Genomic DNA, 15,889 nt, shown 5'->3' with positions numbered 1-15,889 from the left:
TTCGTGTCGGTATTTGTTTCATTTCGACAGGGCAAAGATGCGACGGTTCACAAATTATATTCGGTTACTAACTATTTACTTTCGGTTGTAATTGTTTGTAAACGTTTGTAAATGGATTTTTTTATTTATATTTGATTGATTTTAAGTTTTTTAAAACCAAATCCTATGACAAAAACCTGCCTAGAATGTGGCGAAAAAATTATTGGTCGCGAAGATAAAAAGTTCTGTAGCGACGGCTGCCGTAACACCTACAACAACAAAATCAATAAGGATAGCACTAATTTTATGCGCAACATTAACAACAAGTTACGCAAAAACTATCGCATTCTTTCTGAAATTAATACCGAAGGAAAATCCAAAACTACCAGGGCTAAATTACTAAGTAAAGGTTTTGATTTTGAGTTTTTTACCAATATCCTAGAAACCAAAACCGGAAACACTTACTTTTTTGTTTATGATCAAGGGTATCGTGCTTTAGAAGATGATTTTTATATGCTAGTCAAAAAAGAAATTTAGCCACCAACTCTATCCTATGAAAAAAAATAATTTTTCTATTCTTGCTGTGCCGTTTATCCTTTTTATACTCGGGCTATTGTACTATAGTATGATGCCTCGGTGGGTTTCAAATGACGAATCTTTATCGGAATTCTCGACCAAAAGAGCCCTGACGCACGTTCAAAACATTGCTAAAAAACCTCATTTTGTAGGTTCTGAAAATCACGAAGTAGTTGCAAACTATTTGGAAAAAGAATTACAAAAACTGGGATTAGAAACCAAAGTCCAAGAAGGAACCACGCTTTCTGATTGGGGAAATCTCGTAAAATCTAAAAATATTTTAGCCCGAATAAAAGGTTCTAATTCTACCAAAGCGCTGTTGTTGCTTTCTCATTATGATAGTGCTCCACACTCTTTTTCTAAGGGTGCAAGTGATGATGCTTCAGGTGTTGCAACAATTTTAGAAGGATTACGTGCTTTTTTACATACTAAAACTGCCCATAAAAATGACATTATTATTCTGTTTTCAGATGCGGAAGAATTGGGTTTAAACGGTGCAGCTCTTTTTGTTACTAGAAGTAATTGGGTAAAAGATATTGGCTTAGCCCTAAATTTTGAAGCCCGTGGAACGAGTGGTCCAAGTTTTATGCTAATGGAAGTAAATAAGGGAAATGCTGCTTTAATAAAAGGCTTTTCTGAGGCAAATCCGAAATATCCTGTTTCAAATTCGTTGATGTATAGCATTTATAAGATGCTCCCTAATGATACTGATTTGACCATTTTTAGAGAACATGGAAAAATTCAAGGTTTCAATTTTGCTTTCATTGACAGTCATTTTAACTATCACACAGCTCAAGATGATTACGCACATATCGACCCAAAATCAGTAGCACATCAGGGGACTTATGTAATGCCTCTATTACACTATTTCTCGAATACTGATTTGTCTAACATGAATAGTACTGAAGATTATGTGTATTTCAATACGCCATTTTGCTTTGTGAGCTATCCATTTAGTTGGATTTTACCCATTTGGATTGGCACATTAGCTGTTTTCTTATTTTTAGTACTGATTGGCATTGGAAAACGAATTTTGATTCCTTCAGAAATTGGAAAAGGCTTTTTACTATTTTTTGGAGCAACATTGGTTTCTGGATTGACGACTTATTTTGGATGGAAAATCACACTCGCATCCTATCCTCGGTACAATGATATTTTACAAGGATTTACCTATAACGGACACAGTTATAGTGCCGCATTTATTTGTTTGAGTTTAGCTATATCCTTTTTATTTTATTCCAAATTAAAAACCGATTTGGTAATCATCAATCATACTATTGCTCCTTTATTGATTTGGATTCTTATTAATCTAGGAATTACTTTTTATTTGCCTGGAGCTGGATTTTTTATCATTCCTGTTTTATTTGGATTGTTAATGTTGTTGTATTTTGTACTAACTCAAAAGTCTGACAATCTCTTAAATTTATTTTTAAGCATTCCTGCTTTAATACTTTATACTCCTTTTATAGTGTTACTCCCCATAGGTTTAGGATTAAAAATTTTAGTTGGAAGTAGTATTTTAACGGTCTTGGTTTTTGGATTGTTACTACCTGTTTTTGGAGCTTTTTCTAAAAAAAGAATGTGGTCGGCTCTGTTTTTTATATTCTCTATCGGTTGTTTTAGCTACGCCCATTTCAATTCTAATTATGAAAACGGTAAAGCCAAACCCAACAGTTTAGTATATGTTCTCGATAAAGATTCTAATAAAGCTTTCTGGAAAACCTATGACACAAATTTAGACGAATGGACAAAAATATATTTAAGTGAAAATCCTAAAAGTGCCAATAATCAAAATTTGAATCCTTTATTTAGCAAATATAATTCTCAGTTTACTTTTTCTTCGAATGCTCCAATAAAGAAACTCGCGAGTCCAACTGTCGAATTTGTCAATGATTCTATTATTGGGACACAACGCCATTTGAAAATTAGAATCACACCCAATAGACCCGTAAATCGTTATGATATTTTTGCAAATGAAACTATTATTTTCTCAAATTTTATAGCTAATGGAGCAAAAGCCTTAGGACAAAAAACATCCAAATACGAACGCAAAGACAGGAAAATTTTAAGTTATTATGTGGTGAATAATGAACCTTTAGAAATGCAGTTTTCCATTCCAAAAGACACTGTTTTAGACATGAGTTTATTAGAAAGTTCATTCGATTTAATGACCAATCCTTTATTTTCAATGACAAAACGGGCTTCATGGATGATGCCAACGCCATTTGTATTGAATGATGCAATTGCTATTCAACAAAAAATTAAACAGAGTTTAAAAACTATTCCTAAAATACCTTCAAAAAACATCCCTAAATTTGCAAAAGAAAAAGACAGTTTAACAATTGTTCAAGATTCTCTAAAAATGCAAAATGACACAAATTAGTATTCTTGGTTGTGGTTGGTTAGGATTGCCTCTGGCAAAAACACTTTTAGAAAATGGATTTTCTATAAAGGGATCAACTACGTCTAAAGATAAAATTCCTGTTCTAGAGCAATTGGGAATTGAGCCCTTTTTACTTGATCTAAATTCTGAAAATAGTCAAGGAGACATCGAATCTTTTTTAAAAAATTCTGAAATCCTAGTCCTAAATATCCCCCCAAAGTTGAGGCAAAATAGTAAAGAAAATTTTGTTGGTAAAATAAAAACACTCATTCCCTTCATTGAAAAATCTTCCATAGATAAGGTGATTTTTGTTAGCTCAACTTCCGTTTATGCTGATGAAAATGTTTTGGTAACAGAAGCAACAGTACCTCAACCTGAAACAGAAAATGGTCGACAATTGTTGCAATCGGAATTGCTTTTGCAAAATAATTCACATTTTAAAACTACAATTGTTCGATTTGGTGGTTTAATTGGCGAAGACCGACATCCTATCCGATTTTTATCTGGAAGAGAAAATATAGAAAATCCAGATGCGCCTATTAATTTGATTTATTTAGAAGATTGCATTGGAATTCTTAAACAAATTATCTGTCACAATTCATGGAATGAAACCTACAATGCTGTTGCTCCTTTTCATCCTTCACGAGAAACATATTATGTAAAGAAAGCGCTTGATTTGAACTTGGATTTACCAAAATTCAATCACTCCAATCCGTCCGTTGGAAAAACCATTTTGAGCGACAAAGTGGAAACTGTTTTACACTATGAATTTATTAGAAAGATTCTTTAATGCTATTTAAAATAAAAACCGCTTTTTTTGCGAAGATACATGCTATTGGATTACCTATCATAGCTTTGTGCTGGGTTAGTTTTTTTTGGGGAACCACATGGATTGCTTCAAAAGAAGGGGTAAAACACATGCCTGCATTGCAACTCGTTGCTATACGACAATTTATTGGCGGATTACTTTATATTTCTTTTTTTCTGTTCAAAAAAGCGCCTTGGCCGAAAGGAAAACAATGGAAGACAATTCTTATTCTGAGTGTGTTGAATTTTGTATTGAGCAATGCATTAAGCACTTGGGGTGTAAAATACATTAGCAGTGGTTTAGGTGCTATTATTGGTGCTATAGTACCATTATGGATTGTAATTATTGGCTTTTTTAAGGGAGAACGGTTATCTAAATTAACTGTTGTGGGTTTGATTATTAGTTTTTGTGGCATCTGCGTCATTTTTTATGATCATTTGAAAGATTTTTTGAAACCCGATTTTAGATTTGGAATCTTTTTATCTATAACCGCTACGATAACATGGGCATTTGGAACCTTATATACCAAGAAAAAAGCAGCAAGTTTTAATCCTTATTTTAGTTTAGGATTACAAATGTTCATTTCTAGTATTTTCGTTTTTGCTGTTACTGGTGCAACAGGAACTTCAATTAGTTTGAGTGCTATTCCCGCTGCTTCTTGGTGGGCTATTGGATACCTTGTTGTTTTTGGAGCGGTTCTTACTTTTATTGCTTTTATCTATGCATTACAACATTTGCCCGCAGAAGTTAGCAGCATATATGCTTATATCAATCCTATTGTAGCCGTTATTTTAGGGGCATTTATCTTTGGAGAAACACTAAACCTTGCAATCGCAATTGGAGGAACTGTAACCCTATTTGGACTCTATTTGGTGAACTATGCTCTACGAAAAGCTAGAAAATAATTAAGCATTTTTTCCTCACACGATAGTAATAAAAACAATAGCCGTACCTTCTTTAGCAATTGCTTTTTGTATTTTTGCATCAAATTATTTTTATGAAATCGCTGTTGTATAAATACCGAAAGTTTTTCGGATTCTTTTTAGTTTTTTCTGCCATTACTATATATTTATTTTATTCTGCGCTGAAGCCTGCAAAATCATTACCTGTTTTCAACCCTGCTGATGTCAATCCAGAATTAGTCGACAGTACGATTCAGTACAAAAGCAAATACCACACTATTGCCAATTTTTCATTTGTGAACCAAAATGGAAAAATCATAACTCAAAAAGACTATGAAGGAAAAATTTATGTAGCCGATTTCTTTTTCACGACCTGCGGTTCGATATGCCCAAAAATGACGACCAATTTAGTTGAAGTTCAAAAAGCATTTCTCAACAATCCAAAAGTAATGATACTATCCCATTCTGTTTTGCCCGATGATGATGATGTTGCCAAACTAAAAGCGTATGCCCTAAAAAATGGTGTAAATGATGCCAAATGGAACCTAGTTACTGGCGATAAAGCAGCAATTTATCGTATGGCAAGAAAATCCTATTTAGCAGTAAAACAAGGAAAACCAAACGAGCTTTACGACATGGTACATACCGAAAATTTTGTGCTCGTTGACGACAAGAAACGCGTTCGTGGCTTTTATGATGGTACTAAAAAAGAAGAAATACAACGGTTAATTGCCGATATTAACTGGCTTTGTGAGAACAAAAAAAATTAAGCAAATCTGATAATTATCATCCAATATTCTTTTTTTATCAGTACTTTTGTAATCTTAATTCAATCTAAATAAGTTTTGCAAACTACCATAGCCAGCCTAAAGAAAGGTGAAAAAGCCATCATCACTCATTTTGATGTAGAGACTATCCCATTAAAACTTTTGGAAATGGGTTGTTTGCCTGGAAATAGTGTCGAACTGATTCAAATTGCTCCCTTTGGCGATCCATTATATTTGAATGTTAATGGTTCTCATCTTGCAATTCGGCTTGAAACTGCCCGTGAAATTGAAGTTGAGGATATTCAAAAATAGGTAAACGAGTTATGAAAAACATCAATATTGCCTTAATAGGAAATCCAAATACGGGAAAAACCTCTGTTTTCAACCAGCTTACTGGTTTGAATCAGCAAGTAGGAAATTATCCAGGTATAACTGTTGAGAAAAAAATTGGCTTTTGCAAACTGCCCAATAACATTAAGGCTAATATTCTTGATTTACCAGGTACCTATAGTTTAAATGCAAGTTCGGTTGATGAAAATGTAGTTATCGAATTGCTGTTAAATAAAAACGATAAGCTCTATCCTGATGTCATTCTGCTGGTAACAGAAATTGAAAACCTGAAACGAAATTTGCTTCTTTTTACTCAAATAAAAGATTTAGAAATTCCTACCATTTTAGTTATTAATATGGTTGACAGAATGAAACCAAAAGGTATTACGTTAGATATTCCGTATCTTGAGGACAAACTGAAAACCAAAATTGCTCTGGTAAGTTCTAGAAAAGGAACAGGTATTGAAGAATTAAAGCAATTAATTACTTCATACAAAACCATCACAACAGAACCTTGTTTGAAAGCTTCCTCCATAGACGAAGTGTATTTTAATAATCTCCGAAAAACATTCCCCAACCAGTCACTATATAAACTATGGCTGGTGATTACACAAGACGTAAATTTTGTGAACTTGAACAGAACTGTTTTAGAAAATAATTCGTTTACGAAAAGCAATTCCGAGTTAAAAAGACTGCAACAAAAAGAAACCATAAAACGCTATCAGTTTATAAATGACACTTTAAAAGTGGGTCTAAAAATAGATAGCTCAGCCGCAAGAGATTTTAGGAGCAAAATTGATACCATTCTGACTCATAGAATTTTCGGATATATTATTTTCTTTTTCATATTGTTTGGTATTTTCCAATCCATTTTTGAATGGTCGAAAATCCCTATGGATTTCATCGATACTAGTTTTGCTAATCTTAGTGTTTTTGCTTCAGATAATCTAGCTTCAGGTCCTTTTACTAATCTTATTGCTCAGGGAATTATTCCTGGAATTGGAGGTATTCTAATATTTATTCCACAAATTGCCTTTTTGTTTTTGTTTATTTCCATTCTTGAAGAAAGCGGTTATATGAGCCGTGTCGTTTTTTTAATGGACAAAATCATGCGAAAATTTGGGCTTTCGGGGAAAAGTATTGTTCCTTTAATCTCAGGTACAGCATGTGCTATTCCTGCAATAATGGCCACTCGAAACATTGAAAATTGGAAGGAACGATTAATAACCATTTTGGTAACACCATTCACCACTTGTTCCGCAAGATTACCCGTTTATGCTATCATTATTGGACTAGTAATTCCAGATAAACGTGTTTTCGGAATTGTTAATATGCAAGGACTCACCCTAATGCTTTTATACCTCATTGGTTTTGGAATGGCAATTGTTTCGTCATTTATTTTAAATAAAGTGCTAAAACTCAAATGCAAAACTTTTTTTGTTGTTGAAATGCCCAACTATAAATTACCAATGTTTAAAAATGTTGCTATCAATGTAGTTGAAAAGACAAAAACCTTCGTCTTTGGTGCTGGAAAAATTATTATAGCTATATCTGTTATTTTATGGTTCTTAGCCTCCTATGGGCCTGGTGAAAAATTCAATAATGCCGAAACAATTTTAGCTGATCAAAACAAAAACACTACTTTCTCAAAAGACGAATTAGAAGGCAAGATAGCTGCTTACAAATTAGAAAACTCCTACATAGGTGTTATGGGAAAAACCATTGAGCCTTTAATTTCTCCTTTAGGCTATGATTGGAAAATTGGCATTGCTATCATCAGTTCATTTGCGGCTAGAGAAGTTTTTGTTGGAACCCTTGCTACTATTTATAGTGTGGGCGGAAACGATAATGATAATACGATTAAAAGCAAAATGGCTGCCGAAGTAAACCCAGAAACCGGGAAAAAGATTTTTGATTTTGCAACTGGAATCTCACTGCTATTATTCTATGCTTTTGCCATGCAATGTGCCAGTACACTTGCTGTTACAAAAAAAGAAACTAATTCATGGAAATGGCCTCTTGTACAACTCTTAATAATGAGTGGCTTTGCCTATCTAACGGCGCTAATCTCCTATCAAATACTGAATTAACCTGCAATTAAAAGCTAATTTGCATTTTACTTTAAATATTATTATTTATATTTTGTCTAAATAAATATAATGTCTATTTTTGCAACGCAGAATTAATCTAGACACTAATGAAACAAATATTTTCCATTTTCTTTTTTATTACTTTTTTTTCAATAAACGCCCAGGAAAAAATTAAAACGGATAACGATAGTAGCAAAACACTTTTACCAGTAATCATCACGGCTAAAAAGCAAAGCCCTGAGAGAATGCCTGAAACAAAGGATAATATTTTATTTTCTGGTAAAAAAAACGAGGTTTTAAAACTTTCAAACATCAATGCTAATTTGACAAATAACAATGCCAGAGAAGTTTTTTCTAGAATTCCGGGAGTTACAATTTGGGAAAATGAAGGATCAGGCTTACAGATAAATGTTAGTGTTCGTGGGTTGAGTCCTAACAGAAGCTGGGAATTAAACACTCGCCAAAATGGAGTAGATATGTCTGCCGATGTTTTTGGTTATCCAGAGGCCTATTACAATCCGCCCCTAGAAGCTGTTGAAACCATACAAATGATTCGCGGTGGCGCCTCACTTCAATTTGGACCTCAATTTGGAGGAATGCTTAACTATGTTTTGAAAAGAGAGAAAAATAAATCTTTTTCGTTTGAAACTCAGAATACCGTTGGCTCATATAATCTAATTAGCTCATTTAATGCGATAGGTGGGAAATTAAAAAAATGGTCGTACTATCTTTACAATCATTCCAGAAGCGCTGATGGTTGGAGAGAAAACAACCGATTTACTTCAAGAAACACACATGCATTCATAGAATACAATTTTACAGAAACAACAAAAATTGCAGCAGAATACACAAATTCTGAATATGAAATGCAACAGCCCGGAGGATTAACTGATGCGCAATTTTCACAAAATGATAGACAATCATTCAGAGAACGAAACTGGTTTGGTGTGCCTTGGAATATATTTTCAGTCAATTTTGACACAAAAATCAATAACAATTTAGATGTTAACATTAAAACCTTTGGCCTTGTAGGGAAAAAAAATAGTGTTGGTTTTACCGCTGCCGCCAATACATTTGATGAAATAAACACCTCAACTAACCAATATGCAAATCGCAGGATAGATAATGATACCTACAAAAATTTTGGAATTGAAAACAGAAACCTATTTAAATACAAACTAGGCAAAAACACTCAAAATTTAGCTTTTGGAATTCGTCTGTATCAGGCAAAAACCAATCGATATCAAAAAGGTAAAGGAACAACCGCAAGTGATTTTGATTTGTCAATTGAAGGGAAATTTCCAACTTCGCTCAATTTTACTACAAAAAATGCAGCACTATTTGCAGAAAATCAATTTAAAATTACTGAAAAATTTAGCGTAACACCTGGTGTTCGTTATGAACATATAAATTCAACAGCACAAGGCAGAATTGACATCATCTCAGGAAATGATATCAATTTTGATAAAAAAACAATCGTGAGAAATAAACCTCTTTTCGGACTAGGTTTAGAATATAAATTGGCAAATACTAATTTTTATGGAAATATTTCACAAGCCTTTAGACCCGTTTTATTTAGTGATTTAACACCATCTGCTGTCATTGATGTGATTGACCCAAATCTGAAAGATGCTAGTGGTTACAATGCTGATTTTGGGTACCGTGGAATTTACAAAGGGTTTTTGAATTTTGATGTTAGTGTTTTCTACTTAAATTACAACAATCGTGTGGGCGGTATTAGACAATTTATTAACAACGACCCAAACCAAGGCACGTATCTGTTTAGAACTAACTTAGGAGAATCTGAAAACAAAGGTATTGAAAGTTTCATTGATGTAAATATTACCAAAATGTTTGGGATAGAGAAACCGTACGGTAATCTTGATATATTTGCTTCTATGTCATTCATTGATAGTAAATACATTGATTTTAAGAGCACCACAACATCTGGAAGCGCACCCAATGTGGTTATAACCGAAATAAATATCGCTGGTAATCGAGTAGAAAATGCTCCTAGATATATTCATAATTTTGGAATGTCATGGGGCAATAATAGTTTCTCTGCAACGATTCAATATAAAATGTCAGGAGAAATTTTTACAGATGCCAACAACACAGTTGCGCCGTCAGCAAATGCACAAACAGGCCTTCTAAAAGGCTATGAATTATTTGATTTTTCCTCTGAATATAAATTTTTAAAGAACTTCAATATCCGTGGAGGAATTAATAATCTGTTAAACAAATCTTATGCTACAAGACGCTCTGGCGGTTATCCAGGTCCTGGCATATTACCTGGAGAAGGAAGAACATTTTATATTTCTGTTGGTGCAAAATTTTAATACTTGAATAATCCCTATTACATTTAAAAAGATTATTTTTGAAGTATGAATTTACAAGAAATATTGGTTTACATAGCACTTATAGTTGCAGTTACATTTTTATTCAAAAAATTCTTCTTTAAGAAGAAAAAATCAAATAAAAATTGTGGCAACGATGATTGTGCTTGTCATTAAACAGCTCTAACAAAAAGATTAGCGGCAATTTTATTAGAAATAATCCATTCGTTATTTTCAACTCTTATTTTTAAAGACAAATCAAACTCTTCTTTAGTAATAATTTGAATTTTTGTCCCTAAAGCAATCTGATTCTTATCCAAATATTTCAAAAATTCAGTAGAAGAATCTTTAACTCCGACGCAAATCCCAATTTGATTTTGTGACAACTCCGAAAGAAGCAATTTTTCAGTTTTAATGATTTTCCCATTAGCATCTGGAATAGGATCTCCATGTGGATCTTCTGTTGGATTTCCTAGAAAATCATCCAGTTTATTAATCAATTGTTCCGATTTGATATGTTCTAATTGTTCTGCAATATCATGAACCTCATCCCACGAAAAATTAAGTTTTTCTACCAAAAAAACTTCCCATAAACGGTGTTTTCTAACTATCATCTTGGCTGACAATTTCCCTTTCTCTGTTAGCGATACTCCTTGATATTTTTTATAATTCAACAAATCTTTTTCGGCCAATTTTTTGAGCATATCCGTAACCGATGAAGCCTTAGTAGCCATCATTTCGGCAATTTCATTGGTACTAACTTCCTTGCTTGATGTACTCGTTAAATGATAAATTGTTTTTAAGTAATTTTCTTCAGAAAAGGTCATTGCGCTTTATTTTGAAACTAACATTTAAATTTTTACTACAAATAAAGGAATTTTTATTCTATGACGAACATTATCTACTGTTGTTCCAAAAAGTAAATCATTTAAACCTGTATGCCCATGAGTACCCATAACCAAAACATCATACTGTCCTTCGTTTATAATCGATGGTATCACTTTGTTTGGTTTACCAAAACCTAATTTTGTTTCAACTTTATATCCCTTACTAGTGAGCATTTCTTCATATTCTAATAGCAATTTTTCATCAATTAATGTTTCATGGTCGTCAATATTGCCCCCATAAATAATGGCTCCAACCGTTTCAACAACATGAATTAATGTGTATTTTGCTTCTATCCCTCCCAATTCAAAAGCATTGTTTAATGCCTTTTCATCTGCATTTGAAAAGTCTACGGTTATAGCAATATTCTTTTTATTGTAGTTTCCAGATTTGGTAAATTGTAGTTTTAAATTATGGGGAGAATGATTGTGAATACTGATTTTTGACTTAGCTACAAAAGGTTTAAAAACGATGTAAAGCAACAAAATCAAAAATCCTATTGCCAACGGCACGACTGTGAACCAAAGCACTAGTGGGTTTTCAGATATTTCTAACCAACCTTTTATTTCATCGAAAACTAATTTTGCATTAAGAGAGACTATAATAGTCGCTATAATCCAAGCCGCAATTTGAGTAGGCCTGCTAATCTGAAAGCCTTTCATCTTTGTTTTGTCACTCACAAAATGAATCAAAGGAATTATTGCAAACCCCAATTGTAAGCTCAAGATAACTTGACTTAAAATCAGCAGTTTCCCAGTAACTCCTTCACCAAAAACCGAAATAACAATCACAGCAGGCACAATGGCTATCAAACGCGTAATAATTCTTCTAACCCACGGCTGAATTCGTAAATTCAAATAGCCCTCCATAATTATTTGACCTGCTAATGTTCCTGTTACTGTTGAACTTTGTCCTGCGGCTATAAGGGCAACTGCAAATAATATTGGTGCCCATTGCGTGCCCAGCAAAGGTTGTAAAAATTGATGTGCGTCTTGTATTTCGGCAACTTCAAACAACCCATTTTTATAAAAAGTAGCTGCAGCCAAAATTAATATAGCAGCGTTGACAAAAAATGCCAGATTTAAAGCAATTGTAGAATCTATAAAATTATATTTAATTGCTTGTTTGATTCCCTCTGGGCTTCTATCAAATTTTCTTGTTTGCACTAACGACGAATGCAAATACAAATTATGAGGCATTACAGTCGCCCCAATAATACCTATAGCAATATATAAAGCGCCTTCACTAGGCATACTAGGAATTAAACCTTTCATAACACTGCCTATTTCTGGCTGTGCAAAAATCATTTCAAAAATGAAAGAAACTCCTATGATTAGTACCAATGTAATAATGAAGGCCTCCATCTTTCTAATCCCTTTATTTATTAAAAATAAAAGTAAAAAAGTATCTAACACTGTTATCAATACTCCTTCTAGCAATGGTATCCCAAACAATAAATTCAAACCGATGGCCATCCCTAAAACCTCTGCTAAATCACAGGCTGCTATGGCAATTTCTGCAAGAAAATAAAGAATATAATTGACGTATTTTGAGTAGGTTTCTCTCGATGCTTGCGCCAAATCACGTTGAGTAACAATCCCCAATCTAGCACTAAAACTTTGCAAGAGCAAAGCCATAATATTACTCATTAACAAAACCCAAAGTAAAGCATAACCAAATTGACTTCCGCCAGCAATATCTGTTGCCCAGTTTCCTGGATCCATATAGCCAACAGAAATTAAATACGCTGGTCCAAAAAATGCTATAATTTTTCTATAAACCGATTTTTTTCCTTGTGTAACAACCGATTGATTTACTTCTTCTAAAGATTTACTCATTATTGTTTACTTTTTAACCAACGCAAATATAATTATAAATTTGGTTTGTATAAATTATTTTTTAGTTTTGTCTAAAAATAATTTTATGAAGAGCTTCTTCCTTATTGTTTTGTCGCATATTTCCTTTTATGGTATAGCCCAAGAAATGGAACCGTTACAAGCTGATAGACCCGATCAAACCGAAACTCCTTCCATAGTTCCTAAAGGATTATTTCAAGTAGAAACAGGTTTTACCTTTCAGAAAAACGACACATCAAATAAAACAAACTCATTACCGTCAACGCTCTGGAAATATGGAGTAAATGAAAATTTCGAATTGCGATTAATCACAGAATTTGTATCTGAAACCCTAAATAATGAAACCTCTTCTGGATTAAATCCAATACTGATTGGTTGTAAAATAAAAATAGCTGAAGAAAAAGGATTTTGGCCTAAAACGTCATTCATTGGTCACATCTTAATTCCTAATATGGCTTCTTCAAATTTTAAATCTGATTATTATGTCCCTGAATTTCGATTTGTAATGCAACATACACTTTCTGATAAAATTAGCTTTAGTTATAACCTTGGGGCAGAATGGGACGGCTTCTCTCCCGAGCCAACATTTATTTATACTGTCGCTTCTGGATATTCTTTTACAAATAAGTTTGGAGGTTATATTGAACTTTTTGGATTTGCACCTCAAAACAGAATAGCCTATCATAATTTTGATGGTGGTTTTACCTATTTGATTAACAATAATTTTATGGTAGATTTGTCTTCTGGCATTGGAATTACAAAAAATGCTCCACAGCATTACGTAGCCGTTGGCTTCTCTTTTAGAATGTAACATGAAACACTACCACTACATTTTTACTGGCTCAGGTTTATCGGCTTTGATGACCGTGTATGAAATGATGCTATCAGGAAAATATGAGGATAAAAGTATTTTACTCATTGATGAAAATCCTAAAAAAACCAACGATAGAACATGGTGCTTCTGGGACGATACAAATGCATTCGACGAAATAATTACGAAAAAGTGGGGTTCGGCTCTTTTTGCAGACGAAAAAATGCGAAGAAATCTAAATCTTAATCCGTATCAATACAAAATGATACAAGGGTTGGACTTTTACAATCAGGTTTTCGATGCTATTGCTAAGAGAGATACCATCGTTTTTCTCAATCAAAAAGTTATCTCCTTTACAGATTTAGGAACCATTTGCGAAGTAAAAACCGAAACCGAAACATTTACTTGTGACAAAATAGTAAACTCTATTTTTAATCCCGAAATAGTAACGTCACAAATAAAGTATCCTTTATTGCAACAGCATTTTATCGGTTGGTTTATCAAAAGTAAAGAAGCAGTCTTCAATTCAGATTGCGCCACTTTCATGGATTTTTCAGTAGAACAAAAAGGAAACACCCGATTTATGTATGTTTTACCAACTTCAAAAACGGAAGCTTTGTTGGAATACACTTTATTTTCAAAAGAGCTATTGCCAAAAGAAGAATACGAAACCGAAATTCAAAACTACATTCAAAAACTAGGAATAACCAATTATGAAATTATTGAAAAAGAACAAGGAAATATCCCTATGACTTCCTATCCTTTTTGGAAACACAACACAAAAAGAATCATTCATATTGGTTCGGCTGGAGGTTGGACCAAAGCCAGTACGGGATATACTTTTAAAAACGCTACTAAAAAAGCCCATGAATTAATAGAGTTTTTAGAGAAAGAAACCGATATGAGGAAATTTCATAAAAAAGATAAATTCTGGCTCTACGATTTATTGTTTTTAGATGTTTTACATCGGAGAAATGATTTGGGTTGGACGGTATTTTCTGCACTATTCCAAAAAGGAAATCCTGCCTTAATTTTTAAATTTCTTGATGAAGAAACGTCCTTTTGGGAAGATGTACAAGTAATTTGGAAATGCCCAAAAACGCTTTTTATCAGAGCATTATTCGAGAGATTTATCAATCTTATACAGTTTAATAATAGGTCCAATAATTGACATTAAAAAAAGAAAATTCACGAAAACAATTTCTCTAATAGCTCTAGTTGTTTGATAAAAATCCTCATTATTTTCTTGTAAATAGTTTAGAAGTTTCGTTTTATTTTCAAGATCTGAAATATCATAAGGAAATCCATGAGATACATATGGTATCTTCGTTGAAAGTAACAAAATTGCTATTCCATAAGAATACAAACGGTAATACAATGTCAATTTCAAATCGTTTTTTCGTTGAACAATAAAATGTCCTATCAAAAAAATTACCAAAAACCCCATTTTGAGATAAAACTCGTCTATTTGCTCTAAAAATTTCATGTGATTAAGTTTTATTATTCAAACATAGCAAATCTTTATGATTTCTTTTAAATTAAAAAATAGAATTCTAATTACCTTTGCAAAAGATTTTCAAATCTAAAATCGTATTTCTAAAATCTAAAATTTAAATTATGTATCCAGAAGAAATGGTAAAACCAATGAGAGCAGAATTAACTGCCGCAGGTTTTCAAGATTTATATAGCGCAGAAGCCGTTGAAAACGCAATTAAAGCCGAAGGAACAACTCTAGTAGTCGTAAATTCAGTTTGTGGATGTGCTGCTAGAAATGCTCGTCCAGGAGCAAAAATGAGTTTAGATGGTGCAAAAAAACCAGACCACTTAGTAACTGTTTTTGCAGGAGTTGACAAAGAAGCTGTAGATGCGGCACGTCAACACATGTTCCCTTTTCCACCATCATCGCCAAGCATGGCTTTGTTTAAAGACGGAGAATTAGTACACATGCTAGAGCGTCACCACATAGAAGGGCGTCCAGCTGAATTAATTGCAGAAAACTTGAAAGACGCTTACGCAGAATTCTGCTAGTCAAACAAAAGAATAATTTAATTTAAACCATTAAGAAAATTAAGGGAATTTAAGAGAAAATCTTAACTAAACTTAATACCTTAATGGTTTATTTTTTTAATTTTGCCTGCGAATTCTTCCATTTAGAGTTCAAAAACA

15 protein-coding genes are annotated in these 15,889 nt (G+C 33.1%); 12 read left to right on the top strand and 3 right to left on the bottom strand.

Going from position 1 to position 15,889, the window contains the following annotated elements; translation table 11 throughout:
- Positions 1 to 165: 165 nt before the first annotated feature.
- The 9 genes from AC23L6_RS00460 to AC23L6_RS00420 all read left to right on the top strand — a co-directional run bounded on the left by AC23L6_RS00460 (position 166) and on the right by AC23L6_RS00420 (position 10,348).
- Positions 166 to 516 (top strand): hypothetical protein, encoded by a 351-nt coding sequence (locus AC23L6_RS00460; RefSeq protein ID WP_487560323.1) that lies wholly within the window; start codon positions 166 to 168, stop codon positions 514 to 516.
- Between the two features lie 16 nt (positions 517 to 532).
- Positions 533 to 2,938 carry a M28 family peptidase gene (locus AC23L6_RS00455; protein ID WP_487560322.1) on the top strand — a complete coding sequence of 802 codons (2,406 nt, stop codon included), beginning with the start codon at positions 533 to 535 and terminating at the stop codon, positions 2,936 to 2,938.
- Complete coding sequence (locus AC23L6_RS00450) at positions 2,925 to 3,728, top strand: NAD(P)H-binding protein (RefSeq protein WP_487560321.1); 804 nt, start codon at positions 2,925 to 2,927, stop codon at positions 3,726 to 3,728. The genes AC23L6_RS00455 and AC23L6_RS00450 overlap by 14 nt, the downstream gene beginning before the upstream one ends.
- Complete coding sequence (locus AC23L6_RS00445; protein ID WP_487560320.1) at positions 3,728 to 4,651, top strand: DMT family transporter; 924 nt, start codon at positions 3,728 to 3,730, stop codon at positions 4,649 to 4,651. Before AC23L6_RS00450 ends, AC23L6_RS00445 begins: the two co-directional genes overlap by 1 nt.
- A gap of 92 nt (positions 4,652 to 4,743) precedes the next feature.
- On the top strand, positions 4,744 to 5,418 hold the full coding sequence (locus AC23L6_RS00440; protein ID WP_487560319.1) for an SCO family protein: 675 nt from the start codon (positions 4,744 to 4,746) through the stop codon (positions 5,416 to 5,418).
- A gap of 75 nt (positions 5,419 to 5,493) precedes the next feature.
- On the top strand, positions 5,494 to 5,727 hold the full coding sequence (locus AC23L6_RS00435; protein ID WP_487560318.1) for a FeoA family protein: 234 nt from the start codon (positions 5,494 to 5,496) through the stop codon (positions 5,725 to 5,727).
- Positions 5,728 to 5,738: 11 nt separating this feature from the next.
- Positions 5,739 to 7,835, top strand: coding sequence for a ferrous iron transport protein B (gene feoB, locus AC23L6_RS00430; protein ID WP_487560317.1), 2,097 nt, complete (start codon positions 5,739 to 5,741; stop codon positions 7,833 to 7,835).
- Positions 7,836 to 7,942: 107 nt separating this feature from the next.
- The gene (locus AC23L6_RS00425) at positions 7,943 to 10,174 is read left to right on the top strand and encodes a TonB-dependent receptor family protein (protein ID WP_487560316.1); all 2,232 of its coding nucleotides are present in this window, start codon (positions 7,943 to 7,945) and stop codon (positions 10,172 to 10,174) included.
- Between the two features lie 45 nt (positions 10,175 to 10,219).
- The gene (locus AC23L6_RS00420) at positions 10,220 to 10,348 is read left to right on the top strand and encodes a FeoB-associated Cys-rich membrane protein (protein WP_487560315.1); all 129 of its coding nucleotides are present in this window, start codon (positions 10,220 to 10,222) and stop codon (positions 10,346 to 10,348) included.
- On the opposite strand, the gene AC23L6_RS00415 is transcribed toward AC23L6_RS00420, so the two are convergent.
- A complete protein-coding gene (locus AC23L6_RS00415; RefSeq protein WP_487560313.1) occupies positions 10,345 to 10,998 on the bottom strand; it encodes a metal-dependent transcriptional regulator in 654 nt (217 codons plus the stop codon). The two genes, AC23L6_RS00420 and AC23L6_RS00415, sit on opposite strands and share 4 nt — an antisense overlap.
- Before the next feature lie 24 nt (positions 10,999 to 11,022).
- Positions 11,023 to 12,894: an Nramp family divalent metal transporter gene (locus AC23L6_RS00410; RefSeq protein WP_487560312.1), complete on the bottom strand. Its 1,872-nt coding sequence runs from the start codon at positions 12,892 to 12,894 to the stop codon at positions 11,023 to 11,025.
- A gap of 85 nt (positions 12,895 to 12,979) precedes the next feature.
- Between AC23L6_RS00410 and AC23L6_RS00405 the strand changes: the two genes are divergently transcribed.
- Both AC23L6_RS00405 and AC23L6_RS00400 read left to right on the top strand, forming a co-directional pair.
- Positions 12,980 to 13,723: a transporter gene (locus AC23L6_RS00405; RefSeq protein ID WP_487560311.1), complete on the top strand. Its 744-nt coding sequence runs from the start codon at positions 12,980 to 12,982 to the stop codon at positions 13,721 to 13,723.
- A 1-nt stretch (position 13,724) separates the two neighbouring features.
- Positions 13,725 to 14,894, top strand: coding sequence for a lycopene cyclase family protein (locus AC23L6_RS00400; RefSeq protein WP_487560310.1), 1,170 nt, complete (start codon positions 13,725 to 13,727; stop codon positions 14,892 to 14,894).
- Here the strand turns inward: AC23L6_RS00400 and AC23L6_RS00395 are convergent.
- Complete coding sequence (locus AC23L6_RS00395; protein WP_487560309.1) at positions 14,841 to 15,209, bottom strand: hypothetical protein; 369 nt, start codon at positions 15,207 to 15,209, stop codon at positions 14,841 to 14,843. The genes AC23L6_RS00400 and AC23L6_RS00395 overlap by 54 nt on opposite strands.
- Positions 15,210 to 15,340: 131 nt before the next feature.
- Between AC23L6_RS00395 and AC23L6_RS00390 the strand changes: the two genes are divergently transcribed.
- On the top strand, positions 15,341 to 15,751 hold the full coding sequence (locus tag AC23L6_RS00390) for a BrxA/BrxB family bacilliredoxin (RefSeq protein ID WP_487560308.1): 411 nt from the start codon (positions 15,341 to 15,343) through the stop codon (positions 15,749 to 15,751).
- The last annotated feature ends 138 nt before the right edge of the window (positions 15,752 to 15,889 follow it).

This window comes from Flavobacterium sp. R1_16, from assembly GCF_057652095.1.
Note: the sequence above shows the minus strand (reverse complement) of the source record. Positions and strands in the feature narration are given on the sequence as shown.